A 15,016-nucleotide genomic window follows, 5' to 3' on the forward strand; every position below is an offset into this window, starting at 1 on the left:
TTAATTCTTTAGTAGCTTGAATGTCCAAAATACGCCTGCACCAGCTTCAATTTCTAGTGTAATGGTATTTATATCGACAAATGTAATATTGTATGTTATAGAACCTGGCGCGTTTGCTGGGTTTGAAAGTTCTCCTGCATTGTTTGCTTTAGGAATTCCTAAGTAAGCTCCTGTTCCGTTTAGTGTTACTGTATTTGCCGAATTATCGTATGTAAATGTCGCTGCCGCAGATCCGTCATGTGGTGCTACTGGTGCGCCACAAGCGTCTCCTGCTCCACTTTGCCATCCTTCAATCCATGTGTCAGCTCCTAATACGTTGCTAAATGATCCGCTATTTGTAAATACATATTCGTCATCGTAAAAACAAGCTCTTTGTGCAACTCCTGCATCATCAATGGAGAACCACTCTCCTGATCCTGCAGATGGTCCAACTTTAAGTGATCCTGCTTCTGGTGCAACACTCCATGAACCTGCTAATGGTGATACTGGCGCAGCACCATCTCTTACTAGTTTAAATGTCCAAAAGACACCTGAACCAGCTTCAATACTTACGATCATAGTGTTAATATCTACTAATGTAACATCGTATGTAATAGAACTTGGCGCATTTGCTGGATTTGAAAGTTCTCCTGCGTTGTTTGCTTTTGGTAAAGCAATGTATGCTCCTGTTCCGTTTAGTGTAATTGTTCCTGCTACATCATTGTGTATGTATGTTGCTGCTGCAGATCCGTCATGCGGTGCAATTGGTGCGCCACAAGCATCACCTGCGCCACTTTGCCATCCTTCAATCCATGTGTCTGCTCCTAAAACATTACTGAATGATCCATTTGTTCCAAAAACATACGTATCATCATAGTAACATGCTCTTGCTACTACTCCTGCATCATCAATGGAGAACCATTCTCCTGATCCTGGCATTGGTCCAACTTTAAGTGATCCTGCTTCTGCTGCCATTTTCCATGTTCCCGTTATTGGACTTGCTGCTGAAGGTTGTTTGTAGAAATAGATATTGTCTATAAACACAGTTCCTGATGCCCAAGGTGTTCCAACAAACTTTAATTGGAATATTTCATCTACTGATAATCCTTGATCTGTATATTCTGAGATTGCAATTTCAATACTTGTCCATGATCCTGCTGTTAAAGGTCGCGTTACTGGTGCTTCTGTTGCTGCAGTTGGTCCGTTGATGAGTGACGTTTCAAGGTCAGTTACCACATCTGCTGTCCATACATCTAAGTGTAAAAATTCCATTGCTGAGACATCTACTGAAGTTCCGTCAGCTAATGCAATTCCTTGATAGCTTATGTTGATGTACTGAAGCATTTGATCTCCTGCTAAGTCAAACGTTGTCCAGCTACTTCCTTGTCCACCTTGTCCCCAATCTGGGAAATAGTTTGTTCCTACTTCATCCGTGTAAACACTACTAAATATAGAGATTACATCAACTGCTGCTCTTGCAGGTGGCGTTGGTGCTGATGTTAATGGTTGTACTATTGCAGTTACTTCAAACTCTTCTGTATAGGTTGTGGTTGCAATTGCTCCACCCATGGCAACTACAGTAATTGTGTAGGTACCAGGATTGTCATAGATATGTGAGATTGTTTCTCCAATGTTTCCTACTACAACATCACTTCCATCTCCAAAATCAACTTGGTTGTTCATCGCAAAGTCTGCGGTTGCTGTAACATTTACTTGTTTTGATATTGCAGCGTCGTTTTCAATAGTAACCACTAAGTTTTGCGGTGCTTGAAAAGAAACTACAATTCCTTGTGTTAAGGTCGTAATGTCTCCATTTAACGCTTTCGCTGTAAGTGTTACTTCATATGAGCCTTCTGCGTATGTATGTTCTACATAGTTCCCTGGCGCAATGTTTTCTTCTGCGTCAGCACCATCACCATAGTTAATGTTGTATGTTGTAACTCCTTCACCAAGCGGCGTGATTTTCACCAAACCAGTATTGTCTTGTGTGATTTCTGTAAGCAACGATAGATTTGTAGGCGCATTTACGGTGTCTATAAAATCGGTATTGTCATCTTCATCGCAACTGTATACTATCAGTGCGACTAGACATAAACTGAATACATATTTAATTATTTTCATCTTTTTTTCTTTTCTTTTTCTAGCTATTAATATCCTGAATTTTGTATCCAACGATTTCCTGCCAATTCAATTTCGATTCTTGGAATTGGAAATAATTCGTTTTTCCCAGTAGAAAACCCAGGAATAGAGCTCGTTTGACCTGTTCTAACTTGGTCAAAGAAACGGTGTCCTTCGCCAGCTAGTTCAAGCCTTCTTTCTGCCAACACATTTTCTAGTGTTGCAGGAATTCTGTTAGTTGTGTTTCCAAATGCTCTGTCACGAATTGCATCCAAAAATGTTTGAGGATTTGCAATTGGCGATGGTGCACGTAAGTTTGCTTCCGCAGCCATTAGTAAGATATCGGCATACCGAATAGCTCTGTAATTGTTGCTATGCGTTAGGTTTACATCTTGTAGGTTTGCTTCTGCGTATGGAATGTATTTTAGGTTGAAGTATCCTGTGTGTTCAGAACCTTCATTGAATATAACATCTGGTCGTGAAGCCACAAATGCATTGATGTCTAATACGGTTGCTGCTAAACGTGTATCTCCAGTTTGGTATAAGTCTACAACACCTTGTACTGGTACATTGAAACTGAATCCACTTGTATAAGGTGAGAAGTTTCCGCCTCTGAATCTTGGTCCCATGAATCCTACTGCAATGTTTCCTTCAACACATTGAAAACAGCCAAATCCTGCTCCTTCTCCACCAAAGTATTGTACTTCGAATACAGATTCTTGATTGTTTTCATTACTGTTTAAAAAGATGGTTCCGAAGTTATTAACTAATTGGTATTGCCCAGAGTTAATGACTTGATTGAACGTTTGTGCTGCTTCTGTATATTTTTCTTGGTAAAGGTATATTTTTCCTAGTAAAGCCAATGCCGCTCCTTTAGTTGCTCTACCATTTTGTGATTGCGTCCAAGGTAATTCAGTAATTGCATTCATTAAGTCAACTTCTAAACGCGCATAAATAGCTGCTTTAGGTGTTCTGTCAATTGATTGTGTTTCTTCAATTGTGATTCTTCCATCAGTATATAATGGAACATCACCGAAGAATTTTACCAATTCGAAGTAATAGTATGATCTTAGAAATAAGTTTTCTGCAAGTAATTGCTCTTTTCCATCAAAATCAATATTGTCTTGAAACTCTACAATGTAATTTGCTCTACTGATTCCTGCATACATCCATTGGAATACGTTACGCAACGCACCATTGTCTGCTGTATGAATCATGTCGTCGATTTGTTGCCAATCTAATACATCTGTTGGACTTTCGCCACCACATAAACTGTTATCAGAGGCAATTTCGCCCAAAATATTGTTTAAGTATGTTGTAGAAAGTAAATCATATACACCAATTAATGCAGCGTCATAATCTTCTGGTGTGTTGAAAAAGTTTTCTGAGTTTTCCTGACCTTCTGGTAGGATGTCTAAGTAATCATCACAAGATTGTATGCTCATGATGACGATCAGCGTTAGTGCTATTTTTGTTATCTTATTATACATAGTTATCTTTTTAGAATGATACATTGATTCCTGTTGTAAATGTTCTTGCTAATGGATATTGTCCTAAGTCAACACCAGCGCCCAACGGATTTGAATTTGATACATCAGGATTGTATCCTTGATATTTTGTGAATGTATGCAAGTTGTTTACCGCAAAGTAGAGTCTGAATTTATCTAAATGAATTTTTTCTAATACTGAAGTCGGTAATGAATATCCTATTTGAACGTTTTGAATTCGTAAGTATGAACCATCTTCTACAAAGAAATCCGAGAATAAGTAGTTGTTTGAAGCATTTGTTGATGCTCTAGGAACTGTGTTTGATGTTCCTTCGCCTGTCCAACGATCTAAGTATAAGTCTGGTTTGTTACTATACGTTAGAAAACGCTCGTAACTTCTTGCAATGTCGTTTCCGATAGAAGCATATAGTGTTGTACTAAAGTCAAATTGTTTGTAATCTAGGTTTAAGTTGAATCCCATTGTTACTTCTGGAATTGGGCTTCCAATAACCGTTTGGTCATCACTACTTCCAAATTCAATCGCGCCATCGCCATCTACATCTACATATCGAATATCTCCTGGTTGCGCATTTGGCTGAGCTGCATGTGCATCAATTTCTGCTTGGTTTTGGAAAACTCCATCCGTTTGCAATCCGTAGAATACACCTATTGGCAATCCTGTTTGGAAACGTGAAGTGGTTTGGTTTAACCCAAATAATCCGCCAGGCAAGAAACCTGCTGCATTGTTAACTTCTATTGCTTTGTTGTCAATACTTGTTAAGTTATATCCAAGTCCAATGCTGAAATCTTCTGAGAAATCGTGTGAAAAGCTGATACTTAAGTCAAGACCTTTGTTTTCAATGGTTCCTGCATTTACTACTGGTGGCGAACTTCCTCCAGCGGTAGAACCTAATAATCCTGATACTTCAGGTACTAATAATAAGTCTTCCGTACGTTTTCTGTAGTAATCAAATGTAACATCTAATTTATTATCTAATAAACTAATATCAAACCCTATGTTTGTTTGTTTTGTTGTTTCCCATTTTAAACTTGGGTTTGCTAACGAACCAATTGCGTTTCCAAATGCTAATACATCGTTAAACGGATAGGTTGCTTCTGCTCCTGCTCCTTGCAAGAATCCTAACCAACGGTAACTTCCAATTTTATCACTTCCTGTAATACCGTAACTTCCTCTAAGTTTTAATGAATTGATTGTTTCTGTTTTGAAAAAATCTTCTTTCGATACTACCCAACCTGCAGATGCAGATGGAAAGTATGCAGCACGTTCGTTAGGTCCAAAACGTGTAGATGCATCTCTTCGTACTAATGCAGAGAATAAGTATTTTCCGTTGTAATCATATTGAATTCTTCCAAAAAGTGAGTACGTACGATCTTCTCCTCTTCCTGTTGCTGCATTAATTGTTTGCTGAATGTCTTGTGGTGCGCCGTTTGGCGTATCATCTTCATCAATTATGAATGACTGCGTGTTACTTAAGAAAGCGTTGTTCCAAGTATCTGGACCACTTACTAAGAAACCTGATGCAAAAATTCCATCATATTGCTCGCTTCTCATAGAGAATCCTACCAATCCTGTAAAGTTATGATTGCCAAATGATTTGTTATAGTTTAAGAAACTTTCCCATGTGTAATCAAAAAAGTTTTGCGTGTTTTCGCTAACTACACTATATAAGTCTCTGTCGCCATCTTCATTTCTATCTACATTAAATTGACCGTTTGTATCTAAGCCAACATTATTGACAACTTTTCCAAATCCGTAGTATTGTAATGGAAAGTATGCACGTGAAATTACATCTGCATAGTTGAAGTTGAAACGTGTAGTCAATTTCATATCCTTGATAATGTCGTATTCTAATTCGATTTTTCCTGTAAAACGATTTACTTTCGTGTCGTTATACGTATTGTTGATTAACGCCAGTGGATTGATGATTTCATTTCCTTGTTCTGTTCCAATATAATTGAAACCTCTTGAAGGTCCAGTTCCGTCAGTTCCGTCATAAACGGCTGTTAATGGCGAAGCATTTGCCGCATAGTATAGTGCAGAACCTCTTCCACTTTCAGGAATTGTTTTACGCTTAATGTTTGTGTAGAGTAAAAAAGTATTTAATTGTAACTTTTCAGAAAGCTCAATGTTTAAGTTGTTTTTCAACGTCCAACGTGTAAAGTTTGATTTGTCGCTGGCAATAATACCATCTTGTCCAAAGTAACTTCCACTAAATCCGTATGATATTTTATCTGAACCTCCAGTTGCACTTAAACTGTGACTGAATGTTGGTGCTGTTCCAAATAATTCATCTTGCCAATCTGTTCCTACACCAAATCCTTGAAGGTTTGGATAAGGCAATGCGTTTCCATCAGCAACTTCTGTTTCATTTACATATACTGCATACTCCGAAGCATTCATTAAGTCTAATGTATTAGATGCTTCTTGAATGGAATAGAATGAGTTGTATGAGAATTTTGTTGCAGAATCTTTACGTCCTTTTTTTGTAGTAATTAAGATGACACCATTGGAAGCTTGCACACCATATATTGCCGAACTTGCATCCTTTATAATGTCTAAAGTTTGAATATCATTTGGATCAATGATACTTAAATCCGTTCCGATGTTTACACCATCTACAATTACTAACGGACTGTTGTCTCCGTTTGTAGTAATACCACGAATACGAATGTTTAGTGAAGAACCTGGCGAACCAGAGTTTGCATTTACTTGAACACCTGCGGCACTTCCTTGTAATGCTTCTTCAATACGTGCAGGATTAGCTTCTAGAATTTTTTCCGAGTCTAAACTTGTGTACGCACCTGATACTAATTCTTTTCGTTGCGAACCATATCCGATAACAATTACAGATTCTAACGATTCTGCATCTTCCTTCATGACAACGGATAAATCTTTGTTGGATGTGACTACAACTTCTTGTGTTGCATATCCAATAGAGGAGAATACTAATGTACTTCCATTTGGAACTCCTTTAATGGTAAAGTTACCATCAAAATCGGTTGCAGTTCCTTTTGTTGTATTTTTTACTAATACAGTAACGCCAGGTAGCGGCATATTAGTGCCATCTTCCATAACATTCCCTTTAATCTCAAAGTCTTGTCCGTAGCTCCATATTGAGCAGAGCATGAATACAAGGATGATTAAATAACGGTTCATATAAATTGATTTTTTAATTGATCACAATATATATATGATTGTTAACGAATCCTTAAAAAACACCTATACAAAAAACATACATGATACTAATACTGTTATTTTATTACTGATTTTTCAATAAAAACCCTTTATTTAGTATGTGTTCGCAATTATACATTGTTATGAAAAAAAATGAGTACAACCTGTATTTTAGGCTACTACATCGATAATGTTGTGGTAATGTTGTAGTAAGTTTGAAGTATGTTGTATTTATTATAGGTTCAAAAAGTAGTCATTAAGGTTAATTTCTCTTGCTAAGCTAATTTTTTTGCGCAATCGGTATCGTTTTATCTCCACACTTCGTACTGAGATATTTAGCAAAGGTGCAATTTCTTTTGATGATAAGTTTAGTCGTAAATATGCACATAACCGAAGATCGTTTGCCGTCAGTTTTGGATGTAGTTCTTTTACTTTCTTGAAGAAATCTTTATCTGCATGATTAAACGCTTCTTCAAAGAATTTCCAATCATCTGCATTGTTTATATTTTTATCAATCATACGGATCACAGGTGCTACACTCTGTTCTCCTTTTTGTTTTTGTAATTCCCGCTTAATGCTACTCAGTGTTTCATTCTTTTTAATCATGTTCATAGTCGAAATTGCCAATTCACGATTCTTTGATTCAATGTCACTATTTAGTTGTGAATTTTTTAGTTGAATGATTTCTTTTTGTGCTTCTAATTCTTTGAGTGCTAAATCGCGCGTAGTTTTTTCTAATACACGTTCTCGTTGTTTTCTGTAATAATTTTTATAGAAACTGTTCAATCCTGTAAAGAGTAAAATAGCTATAATTAAATACAACAATAAAGCTAGGTTTGATATATACCAAGGTCTATGAATGATAAACGAATAGCTAGCCGTGTTTGCTGTTTCCTGATTGTTGATAAGTGCTTTTACTTTAAAAGTATAACTTCCAAATGGCAAATTTTCAAAGGACGCATTGGTGGATGTACTCCAATCACTCCATTCATCATAAAAACCTTCTAACTGATAGGAATAGGTTGCGACTTCATATTTGTTGTATGCAGGAATGTTATACATAAACGCTAAGAAGTTTTTATTTGCGCTGAATTCGCCTTTTTCCCCCAAAGCTATTTCATTATTACCGCCCGAAAGTGTGTGATTGGTGACAGTATTAATTGTAATTTCATATGTTTTTGGATGCATTTCTGCCAAATCAATCGTTATATATCCATTAGAAGTTCCTAATAAATAATTTTTACCTGCTAAATGTGTAATGTTTTCATAGCCTTTCATTTCGTTTCGCAATGATTGTGGAATGGCAATACGGTGTACTTTAAAGTTTTTGTTTAATTTTTCTTTCGTAACATAGTTTAGATAATTATCCGTAAATGCCCATAAATAACCAACATTATCTACGATTAGTTTTCCAGTAGTATATTCGTCTGCGTCAAAAATAGTACTGAGAATCGTTTCTTTTTGAAAAGCTTTTGTTGCTATATCATACCCGAAAATTCCGTTTTTATTGGCTTGATATATTATATTATCAAACTGAATTAAACTCGAATTTGCACTTTTCTGTAACGTTTCATTCTTAGTAAATTCTGTAACTTCTTGATAATCAGAATCAATTGTAAGTTCATATACACCTTTGTATTCATGATTCATTAGAATTTTTGTTGGCGTTGCCCATTCAAAGTGTTTGGATGAAATGTTGAATCCTTTGAGTTTGCGACTGTATATCCATGAATCTTCTTGCTTATTAAGCATATGCAATCCGTCGTAATTCCCTTGAATAATCATGTTTTCTTTCCCTGGAACAGTTTTGATGTCCCAAGTTCCTTCGATATCGGCTATTTTTTGCTGTTTGCCATCATTTATAATAAAAGTTCCCAAATCATGACCACAAAACAATTGATTGTCAATGACACGCAAACACCAAACTTGTCCATTTGTTCCTTCCATAAAGTTAAAATCTGAAGGTTCATTTTCTGCTTTGTAAAATAATCCTTGATTCGTTCCTAAATACAGATATCCATTATGAGTTACGGACGCATAAATAGTTCCCAAGCGTCCTTTTTGATCGGCGTAGTATTTAAAAGGTTCTTTTGTATTAAGACAATCAATTCCATTGTCGAGTCCAATCCATACATTGCCATCCATATCTTCAAATAAAGAAAGTGCAGTATTATCGCCTAAACCATTGGCTTGATCTATGTGATACAACAACTCGCCAGCTGCTGAGATATGAAAAATTCCATTCGAAATAGTTCCTAATACAAAACTTCCATCACCGAGTTGGATACTTGTGTACACACTTTCTTGCTTATATTGCTCTTGATATGGCAATTGAAAAGCTGTCAATCCAGTTTCATCAAAAGTATACCAACTTCCATTTCGTGTGATAATTATTTTTTGATTTCCTTTAGGGAACAATCCGACAATTCTATTGTTTTTTAAAATTGCATTGTCACTCACCAACGTTTTTTCTCCATTTTCAATACTAAACAAACCTTCATTTAGTACTTGAAAGAATAATTCGCCATCAATTTTGTATAATTTCGTGATTGTTTGTGAAGCTTCTATTATTTTTAAAGACTTGGTTTCTGTGTGATAACTGTAAATTCGATCTAACGATTGAAAGAGAACCCATTTATCCAGTTGACTGATTTCCCAAATCTGTTCATCTTCCATCATTTCAAGATTCAGTTCGTCACTTAATGATGTGTATTCTAGATTTCCCGTAGCATTGCGTTCCCAATAACCAAAATTCCTGTAACAACCAATATACACTCGGTTTCCAATAACTTTTACCGAACGCATAATAGTTTCATTGGGCGATTTGTACAGTTTCCATTGCGCACCATTGTATTCCAATAATCCTTTGTTGTTGGCTATATATATGTAGGCGTCATCCGACTGAGAAATCATCCAGTTTTGATTGTCTGCCTTGTATATTTTGGGCGTATAATTTATGATAGGCGGTAATTCCTGAGAGAAACACAGGCACGCACACAAGAGTGTATATATGTATAAAAAGTATCGCAAGGAATAGTTGAGTTTGGGTTTGACCATAAATTTACTGTTATTTTTTTAATTTTATATAACATCTATTGTCTCTATTATATGAAAGTACTTTTAATTCTAGGAAAGCACTAGATTCTTCGATGATTTTACGTGGAAGCTTTATCTTCGCACAAAATTTACCATTTTCATGGAAGAACAAAAACTATTTACGTTTGTATATAGATACTTAAAAGAACGCAACTACACCGAAGAAACGGCTATGTACGCCAATTTAGCGGCTGGTATTTTGGGTGTCCTTATCGTAGCTTTTATTATAGATTTAATTGTGAGGCGTATTTTGATTGCGTTGGCGAGAAGAATTTCGATAAAGACAAAGAATAAGTTTGATGATTTTTTGATTGCGAATCATACGCCTCAAAATACAGCACATTTAGTTCCTGCTTTTTTAATTGCGCAAACAACGCCGTATTTGTTCACCAATTTCCCCGAATTTCAAGTTGGCTTTTTGAAAGCTATTGATGTTTTATTGGTCATTTTGATTATCAAAGTGATTCGTAGCATATTGCTTTCCATTCGAGATTACTTAAAAACCTTGCCTGCTTTTTGGGATAAACCTATTGATAGTTACATTCAAGTATTCATGATTTTTATATGGATTATTGGAATTGTGTCTGCTTTTTCAATTCTTACGGAGAAATCTGTGTTGACTTTTGTGACAACGCTTGGCGCCATGTCTGCAATAATCTTATTGATTTTTAAAGATACAATTCTTGGTTTTGTTGCCAGTATTCAGGTTTCTGTGAACGATATGGTTCGCATTGGCGATTGGATTACGATGGAAAAATACGGCGCAGACGGAGATGTTGTTGAGATTAATTTGGCAACGGTAAAAGTCCAGAATTTTGATAAAACCATTACTACGATTCCAACATACGCCTTGATTTCAGATTCGTTTAAGAATTGGCGCGGCATGAGTGAATCCGATGGACGCCGCATAAAACGTGCTATTATTATTAAAACACATAGTATTCATTACCTCAGCGATGAAGAAATTGAGGAATTACAAAAGATACAGCTCGTTTCCGAGTATGTTTCACAGCGACAAAAAGACATTGAAAAGTTTAACGGAGAACATTCCGCAGACAAGTCAATACTAATCAACGGACGCAATATGACCAACATTGGAGTTTTCCGTAAGTATGTAGAATCGTATTTGGAAAAACATCCTGCTATTAATGAAGAAATGATGGTGATGAGTCGTCAATTACCGCAAACACCACAAGGAGTTCCGTTGGAGATTTACGCGTTTAGCAAAGACAAAGAATGGAAAAACTACGAACATATTATGGGCGATATCTTTGACCATTTGTTTGCCGCAGTTCCGTATTTTAATTTGGAGACGTATGAGTTGAATGTTGTTTCTTAGACTCGCTGTCGCTCTTGGAATGTTGGTATCGCTGCGCTCTTAGACTCGCTTTGCTTTTGGTATGTTGGTATGTTGGTATGTTGGTATGTTGGTATGTTGAAATTAATTCCTAAACGTCATTTCGAGTAATTTTCGACAGAAAATTGTATCGAGAAACTTTTCACTTTCAACTTTTTACTTTCAACTTTTCACTTTTAGTTTTTCACTTTTAGTTTTTTCACTTTCCTGCGCTTTCTTCACAATAGCCTTCAGCTTCGCCTTCGTCGCTTCCTTCTCCGCGCGCTCTTTGTTGAGTTTGCGTTGCATGAGTTTGGTGTGCTTTGCTTTGTTTTTGGTGTTTTTTTGTTTGTTTGATTTTGGCATTACTAATTCTGTCTTTTAAGTTCGTCTAATGTTATACCGTTTTTATCTTTCCATGATCTCCAACCGTTAGAAGAACGACCTAATATTGTTGCAGCAGCAGCACTTGGAGAGTTAAATATATAGTCTTGTTGAAATACATATACATCATTTTCCTGTTTTAGTATTTCTTCTTTTATTAATCGCTTGCGCAACACACCAATCCACTTATTCATTCCTTTGGTTTCTTCAATACTAGATTTTCCATCTTTGTATACTAAGAAACCGTCATCCGTTAGTTCGCCAATTGCTGAAGCATTGTTTCTGCCATTGCAATAAAATAATTCTTTAATACTTTTTGCTTTCCGTTTTTCTTCAAATATAGGATAACCCAATGTTGCTAAGAGTATTTTGGCTGTATCAAAATTATCTAATAAATCATATTCTCTACTTTCTGATATGGATGGTTTTTTTGAGCCTGTATCATTGTCAATTGCATATCTGCCAATCTCCATAGCTTGATGCAAACAATGATGCTCTAAGTATTTACCATCGGTTTTGGTATACTCATCTGTTTTAGTTGTGATGATAACACAATGTGTCCAAAAGTCTTTTTTTCTGTTGTGCGATTGTATTCGTGTAAAACAATCTTCGCCTTCTCCTATATATACTATTGGTTTTGCACCATCTTCGGTATTGCCAAACAAAAAATATACACCTGTAAAGTGTACCATGTCACGTTTTGCAACTTCTTGCATTTTATTTCTTGGAAATAGAATCGCTTTTACTAACCTATTGGTGATTTCTGCTTCTCTAATACTTGTTGGTGAACCGTCTGGTAAGAATATTTGTATGGTTTGTGGTTTGTTTTGCATAAATAAGCATTAATAAGGTGCTACAATTTCTATAATTTTATTGGTTGAATACTTTAATTTATCAGAAATGTTTAAACTTTCGAGTATTGATTCTTCTGCTTTATTTAATTTTTCAACAGCTTCATTAGGTATTAATACTTTTACATTTCGTTTTTCAACAATCTTATCCATCATAAAATTACACCATTCAATATTCAGTACATCATCATTAAATGCTTGTCCTATATTCCTAGATAATAAGTATCGGTACATAAAGATTCGTAATTGCCTTGGCGTTATATTCCCATTAATATTTTTAGCAGCTACCTTTAATTTTTCTAATTCTTCTCGTTTAAGTACATAACTAATTTCTTTTGGATTAATTTCTTCTGCTTCCTCGGTTCCAGTAGTATCATTGCTTTTTGAAGGTGATTCTGCATCGGGTTGGTTAGGATTATTTGAATTAAGGTTGTTATCTACAATTATTTCATCATTATTACTTTTTTCTTCAACGCCTATTTTTTCTGCATAGTTATCAATTATTTGATTTTTTTCTTTTTCATACAGAGGAGGAAGTTTTAAACATGCAATGAAAAGCTTATCCATATATTCTTTTACTAAAGCATCTTTTCTTGCATCATTCTTATCTTGTTTAATAAAGTTTCTATATTTCCATTGTATAGCACGTTCTAAAATATCTTCATCAATAGCAGAAATTATAATTACTCGTTTTGAGATTTCATCATCTTCAAGCATCACTCGTAGTGCATCTATTACTTGTATTAAACGTTCTTCGTGACAACGATCAATATCATCAACAAATAAAAGAAGTCGTTTTTGGTCATTTTTTAAGTGCTCAGCATTATTGTCTTCTTTTTTAAATTCAGTTTTCATCCAAGCACGTAGAATATATTTTAATTCTTCTTGTATTTCTGCTTGTACACCAAGTAGTTTATTGAAATTAGGTTTGTGTGTATAGGTTTTTATGAGTCGTTTACCTTTATCTCCTAATTTCCATATTTTATTAAAAAATGATAGCAATGGGACTACTGTTCCAGTTAATAAAAACATTTTCCAATACTTAAAATCTTCTAGAAAGTTAGGGTTATATATAGCTAAACAGATTACAAGAAGTGCAAGAACTGTGAATAGACATATATCAAAAATCCCGTTACGGATTCTATTTAAACGAAATAATAATCGGGTCTCATTCCATTTTGCTGCGATAGGGTAAAATATTCTCTTTTGAAAGAAGTTACCATGTTTGCGCAATTCATTATTTTTATGAGTGAGGTATAACTCCATTATTTTTTGATACAAATATGCCCAAACGCCTTCTGTATCTTGGTATTTCCATGCATGAAACTTTAGATAATAAAACTGATTTTTCTTATTTTCATTATCTGCTTTTTCATGGTGAGTCAAATTAAGTTCGTTTTCTACTTGACTCATGAAATAGGTTTTTCCTCTTCCCCATTGCCCAAAAACACCAAGCATTTGCCCAGGACTATTTTTCAAATTACGAATCAATTCAGCAAATGTTTTACTCAATACGGTCACATCTAACTTTGGCATTACCTCATTATCATACGTATTATATGGGTTTGCATATACATTGGTTGATTTTTTAGTATCGCTACTTCTTTTTGCTCGTATATACTCTTTTTGAAACCATAGTTCTGTTACTCGTTTTTTAACTTCTTCTTGTCGTATTTGTCGTATACCTGCTTCAAGTTTATATTCAAATTGTTCTTCTGTTGCTAAATCATATATAGTTGCCTTAGCAACTAATATCCAATCTCCCCAATCGACTTTTAATTCTCTAAATTCTTTTTCTAAGTGTGCATAAGGAGAATCAGGAAAGGTTTGCATATTATCGTTTACTCTGGCAACACTATGTACCGTATGACCGTCCGTAATAGCAACTAAATCTCCCAAGTTAAAGGTATGCTTCTCAAATGTGATAACTATTTTTTCTCTTTTGAGTAATTCATTAAAATTAGGGTTGCCTCTTCCCCAACGTGTTCCTAGTTTCCAAACAACACCAGTATCGCCACCGCCTAAATGATTTCCTTCTTTATCAAAAATTGGAAACCCCATTTTTATCAAGTAATCATTCGTTGGTGCGCCACCATTTAAAGCGTATTTACTTGGATCTAAACCTTTGTATCTTGCTGCCAAACGAATAACTTCTTTAGGAGGATATAGTTTTCCTAAAATTAATACATCATATTTTGTAGATGCTATTAAAGTAGTTGGGGCTACATTTCCATGTTCAATTCCATTTAATACATCTTCCCTAGTAACAAGTTTTGCTAAACTTTCTGCCATTTTTTAAGTCTATAATTATACTTATTCGAATCTAATGAAACCAATTGGATGATTTTTACGGGTTTCCACAATTTTGTCAGTTATGTATTCGTTGTCAAAATGTAAGAAAAAAACAAATTATTGTTTGTTGCAAAATGATTCTACTTTGCTCTAGTTGCCCTTTAGTATGTTTATAACACTATCATGTATGAACATCGGACAGACCAAATCGCTAAAAATACACATCCTAAATGCAGCGTAATGATTTACACAAGGGAGCATGCTCCCTTGTGTATTT

8 protein-coding genes are annotated in these 15,016 nt (G+C 35.2%); 1 reads left to right on the forward strand and 7 read right to left on the reverse strand.

The genetic code is table 11. The annotated features are described in order from the left end of the window. The 4 genes from IMCC3317_RS03250 to IMCC3317_RS03265 all read right to left on the reverse strand — a co-directional run bounded on the left by IMCC3317_RS03250 (position 1) and on the right by IMCC3317_RS03265 (position 9,837). Entirely contained in the window at positions 1 to 2,100 is a 2,100-nt protein-coding gene (locus IMCC3317_RS03250; protein ID WP_160128074.1) for a PKD domain-containing protein, read from the reverse strand. A gap of 26 nt (positions 2,101 to 2,126) precedes the next feature. Then, the gene (locus tag IMCC3317_RS03255; protein WP_160128075.1) at positions 2,127 to 3,587 is read right to left on the reverse strand and encodes a RagB/SusD family nutrient uptake outer membrane protein; all 1,461 of its coding nucleotides are present in this window, start codon (positions 3,585 to 3,587) and stop codon (positions 2,127 to 2,129) included. A 10-nt stretch (positions 3,588 to 3,597) separates the two neighbouring features. Beyond that, a complete protein-coding gene (locus tag IMCC3317_RS03260) occupies positions 3,598 to 6,762 on the reverse strand; it encodes a SusC/RagA family TonB-linked outer membrane protein (protein WP_160128076.1) in 3,165 nt (1,054 codons plus the stop codon). A 252-nt stretch (positions 6,763 to 7,014) separates the two neighbouring features. Continuing rightward, the gene (locus IMCC3317_RS03265) at positions 7,015 to 9,837 is read right to left on the reverse strand and encodes a triple tyrosine motif-containing protein (RefSeq protein WP_160128077.1); all 2,823 of its coding nucleotides are present in this window, start codon (positions 9,835 to 9,837) and stop codon (positions 7,015 to 7,017) included. A 139-nt stretch (positions 9,838 to 9,976) separates the two neighbouring features. Between IMCC3317_RS03265 and IMCC3317_RS03270 the strand changes: the two genes are divergently transcribed. Next, on the forward strand, positions 9,977 to 11,215 hold the full coding sequence (locus IMCC3317_RS03270) for a mechanosensitive ion channel family protein (RefSeq protein WP_160128078.1): 1,239 nt from the start codon (positions 9,977 to 9,979) through the stop codon (positions 11,213 to 11,215). A gap of 180 nt (positions 11,216 to 11,395) precedes the next feature. Here IMCC3317_RS03270 and IMCC3317_RS03275 read toward each other — a convergent pair whose 3' ends face one another. The 3 genes from IMCC3317_RS03275 to IMCC3317_RS03285 are packed head-to-tail and all read right to left on the reverse strand — an operon-like array spanning position 11,396 to position 14,739. After that, positions 11,396 to 11,521, reverse strand: coding sequence for a hypothetical protein (locus tag IMCC3317_RS03275; RefSeq protein WP_317172572.1), 126 nt, complete (start codon positions 11,519 to 11,521; stop codon positions 11,396 to 11,398). Positions 11,522 to 11,580: 59 nt separating this feature from the next. After that, positions 11,581 to 12,429, reverse strand: coding sequence for a GIY-YIG nuclease family protein (locus IMCC3317_RS03280; protein WP_160128080.1), 849 nt, complete (start codon positions 12,427 to 12,429; stop codon positions 11,581 to 11,583). Between the two features lie 9 nt (positions 12,430 to 12,438). Further along, positions 12,439 to 14,739: a P-loop NTPase fold protein gene (locus IMCC3317_RS03285; RefSeq protein WP_160128081.1), complete on the reverse strand. Its 2,301-nt coding sequence runs from the start codon at positions 14,737 to 14,739 to the stop codon at positions 12,439 to 12,441. Positions 14,740 to 15,016: the final 277 nt, after the last annotated feature.

This window comes from Kordia antarctica (assembly GCF_009901525.1).
Classification (GTDB): Bacteria; Bacteroidota; Bacteroidia; order Flavobacteriales; family Flavobacteriaceae; genus Kordia; species Kordia antarctica.